The sequence below is a fragment of the Actinomycetota bacterium genome (genome assembly GCA_012837825.1).
Classification (GTDB): Bacteria; Actinomycetota; Humimicrobiia; order Humimicrobiales; family Humimicrobiaceae; genus Humimicrobium.
Genome location: DUQM01000075.1, coordinates 1 through 3,687 on the forward strand (window position 1 = coordinate 1; position 3,687 = coordinate 3,687).

A 3,687-nucleotide genomic window follows, 5' to 3' on the forward strand; every position below is an offset into this window, starting at 1 on the left:
ACTCCGGAGTAAAGGGAAAGGGTTCTGCAATAAGGGAGATACTTGAAGGAGCAAGAATGCTCGACGCCAAAGTATGTGTGATATTTGAAGCGGACACACTGAGCGTAACACCGGAATGGATTTATAATATGGTTAACCCTGTTTTGAAATCAGGATATGGTTTTGTCGCTCCCTACTATATAAGAAATGAGCATGATGCGACCATAAATAATACCCTTGCCTATCCGCTTACAAGAGCTCTTTACGGCTTAAGGATAAGGCAGCCGATAGGCGGAGATTTTTCTTTTTCGAACGGAGTGCTGCAGGTGTTTACAAGGGAAAAATACTGGGAAAAATATTCCCATATAGGCAAATACGGAGTTGATATATGGATGACAACAACAGCGCTTAACGAGGGATTCAGGGTATGCCAGTCTGTACTGGGAACCAAGCTTCATGAAAAAAATCCACACAGGGAAATTGAATCTATTTTTATGCAGGTTGCAGGTACTATTTTTGATCTGATGAGAAATTATGAATACAGGTGGCGGGATGTGATCGGCAGTATCCAGGGTTTTATCATGGGGGATTTCAAGTTTGTGGAAGCTGAGCGTTTTAAGGCAAACTATAATGAACTGATGCAGAAATTTTATGAAGGTCAGGAAGCTTATAAGAATATCTGGAAAATTATTTTTGAAGATACCACTCACAGGGAATTTAGAAATACTCTCAGTGCCAATTCACCCGAAAATGTCACATTGTCTGTAGAGCTTTGGACAAAAATAGTATATGAATTTGCCTGTGCCTACAATTTTGTAAGTCCCGGTGAGAGAGAAATATTATTAAAAGCAATGCTTCCCTTTTATTATCTGAGGACAGCAACTTTCATAAAAGAAGCAGAGCTTTTCAGCGACGAAATAGCAGATGCTATAATTGAAGGAAATGCCGGTGTATTTGAAAGGGTAAAATGGTATTTGCTTGACAGATGGGATTTTTATAAAAATAAAAAAATCAGAATAAGCCTGGATTTAAAATCCCTGAAAAGATAACAGTATTTTCTGAAAAATATTAAATTAAATTTTAAACAGGAAGGAACGGTATGTCCGGAAAAAGCAAAGACACCCATTCTTCAGGAAAACTTATCGCAGGCATTCTTTTTCTGATGCTTTTTACCCTGTTCTTCGGAGTTTTTATAGGTTTTCTTTTTGCGCCCCAGACTGGAAGAAAGTTTCGGGAAACAATAAAATACTGGCTGAACGAAGTGGTTGAAAGAGGCAAGTTCGGACTTGAAGAAGTAAAAGTCATGGGGAGCGAGCTTATTGACAAGAGCAAGGAAAAAGTAGAGCGCTTTTCATCAAGAATATTAAGCGACTCACAGGAAGAATAAGCAGGCTGTGATTTTTTAAAAAATAAACGATGTAATTTATTGTATTATAAGTGATGTTTTTTATTGACATGTTTTTACTACTATAGTATTATCTTTGCTTGCCAATTTTTTAATTTTCAGGTTGGCTCAGGTTGCAGGCATTGATTTGCACTTTTTATGCTGTTTTGATATTTTTAAAATGACAGGTTTAAGTGGGCCGTTAGCTCAGTTGGTAGAGCACCGGACTTTTAATCCGGGTGTCGAAGGTCCGAATCCTTCACGGCTCACCATTTGCCCTCGTCGTCTAGTGGTTTAGGACACAGCCCTTTCACGGCTGCAACAGGGATTCGAATTCCCTCGAGGGTACCAATTTTCGGGCGATTAGCTCAGCTGGGAGAGCGTCTGCCTTACAAGCAGAGGGTCGTAGGTTCGATCCCTACATCGCCCACCATTATTTTTTTAGCGGCTTTTAAGGAGCTGTCGTCTAGTGGTTTAGGATACGTGCCTGTCACGCACGAGATCGCGGGTTCGAATCCCGTCAGCTCCGCCACTTCCTGGTTGCCGTTTATCGTTTATGAATAAGCCACTTTTTCAGGGCGAGATAGCTCAGTTGGTAGAGCAGTGGACTGAAAATCCACGTGTCCGCAGTTCGATTCTGCGTCTCGCCACCACTTTGCCACCACTTCATTTAATCAAAGCCGTATTTCATTTAAAAACCTTAACACTCCGAAATAATTCCAAACAGACAGTTTCAGGGATACCGGAGGACTATATAATCAGTGATACCGGGGGCTATTTTAAATAAAGAATGCTACATTGCAACTTAATCAATTTCTAACCATAAATAAGTTGCGCAAGGAACTTCTTCAAGATTGATTTAAAAATTCATAGAAAGATAAAAAATTTACAACGATGTTTCTCCCGGATAAGATAAGAGTGCCGATATTATTGAATAACATCATTATAATAAAAAAAGTATTGACATTTAATTGACTGATGTATTAAAATGTACAAATGAAACGGTTCATAGTATACCGATTCATATTAAAATTTACTTATTAATAAACAGGAGGAAATTAGTGCGTCAGATAAAGAAAAATATCATTTCTTTAATTGTCATTTCTTTAGCTATCATCACCGGGCTGAGTCTTTTAGCGGGATGCTCTGCGTCTTCAGCCAGTGAAACAACCGGTACTGAATCATCACAGGCACAGAAGCAGAATGAAACAACCGGTACTGAATCATCACAGGCACAGAAGAAGGATGAATCACCAACCAGTAGTGAGCAGCCAGACATGAAATTTGCTGACCAGACTCTCACAATGACAGGATCCACAACTCTGCTTGAAGTTGCGCAGATGTGGGCAGAAGCTTTTATGAAGACAAACGGAGGTAAAATAACTGTTAACGGCGGCGGTTCAGGTGAAGGAATTGCATCACTGTTAAATGGAACAACTGATCTTGCAAATGCTTCCAGGAAAATGAAAGAAGATGAATTTACCGCAGCAGAAACAAGCGGACTGGACATAAAAGAATATGTAGTCCTGTTTGACGGAATATGTGTTATTACGAGCAGCAATATTAATGTAAAAGAACTTTCAATAGATCAGCTGTCAGATATTTTCACCGGTAAAATAACAAACTGGAGCAAAGTAGGCGGTCCTGATGCGGGCATAGTTGCAGCTGCAAGAGACACAAATTCCGGTACAGGTGAATATTTTCTTGAAAGAGTAGTTCAGAAAAACAAGACCGAAAAAGATAATGATTATTCAGATATGTGTTTAAGACTCCAGTCAAACAGCGATGTTGTAAGTCAGGTGGCAGGAAATGAAAATACAATCGGTTATATAGGAATAGGTTATCTTGAAGCTGCCCAGGGAAATGTTAATCTGGTTGCTGTAAAAGATGATGGTTCAGCGATTCTGCCGTCAGTTGAAACAGTTGCAGACAAATCCTATCCGATAGCCAGAGATCTTTATATTTATGGCAATTCTCTGACTATGAGTGAAATAGCAAATGCCTTTATGGAATTTGTTTTAAGCGCAGAAGGACAGGCACTGGGACAGGAAGCAGGATTTGTAGGCGTTAAATAAAATTAAATTTTTTCAAACACCCATAAATACTTTCCTTTATGTTAATAACAGGAGACTTAGAATCAATAACAAGCCTCCTGTTATTAATTAAAATAATTAATTAAATTAATGAATATCTATAGGACTTTAAATATATTTTCGTTTTTTGTTCTGTCTGATAACATATTCTGAACTTTTCTTTACTGGATTTGATTTATAAATTATAATTTCAGACAGCTAATATATAGAATATATAGCTTGTTTAAGGAT

Annotated in this window: 3 protein-coding genes and 5 tRNA genes; all 8 read left to right on the forward strand. The window is 38.3% G+C overall.

Annotated features, from left to right (window positions below; all coding sequences use genetic code 11):
- A partial coding sequence (locus GXZ93_05845) for a glycosyl transferase family 2 (GenBank protein ID HHT79300.1) occupies positions 1-1,028 on the forward strand: 1,028 nt, incomplete at its 5' end.
- Positions 1,029-1,078: 50 nt separating this feature from the next.
- Entirely contained in the window at positions 1,079-1,366 is a 288-nt protein-coding gene (locus GXZ93_05850; protein HHT79301.1) for a YtxH domain-containing protein, read from the forward strand.
- 193 nt (positions 1,367-1,559) lie between these two features.
- A tRNA-Lys gene (locus tag GXZ93_05855) sits at positions 1,560-1,635 on the forward strand.
- A 3-nt stretch (positions 1,636-1,638) separates the two neighbouring features.
- A tRNA-Glu gene (locus GXZ93_05860) sits at positions 1,639-1,714 on the forward strand.
- A 6-nt stretch (positions 1,715-1,720) separates the two neighbouring features.
- Positions 1,721-1,796: transfer RNA gene (locus GXZ93_05865), tRNA-Val, on the forward strand.
- Positions 1,797-1,818: 22 nt separating this feature from the next.
- Positions 1,819-1,895 (forward strand) — tRNA-Asp (locus GXZ93_05870).
- Positions 1,896-1,940: 45 nt separating this feature from the next.
- A tRNA-Phe gene (locus tag GXZ93_05875) sits at positions 1,941-2,016 on the forward strand.
- A gap of 408 nt (positions 2,017-2,424) precedes the next feature.
- Positions 2,425-3,438, forward strand: a complete 1,014-nt coding sequence (locus tag GXZ93_05880) for a PstS family phosphate ABC transporter substrate-binding protein (GenBank protein ID HHT79302.1) — start codon at positions 2,425-2,427, stop codon at positions 3,436-3,438.
- The last annotated feature ends 249 nt before the right edge of the window (positions 3,439-3,687 follow it).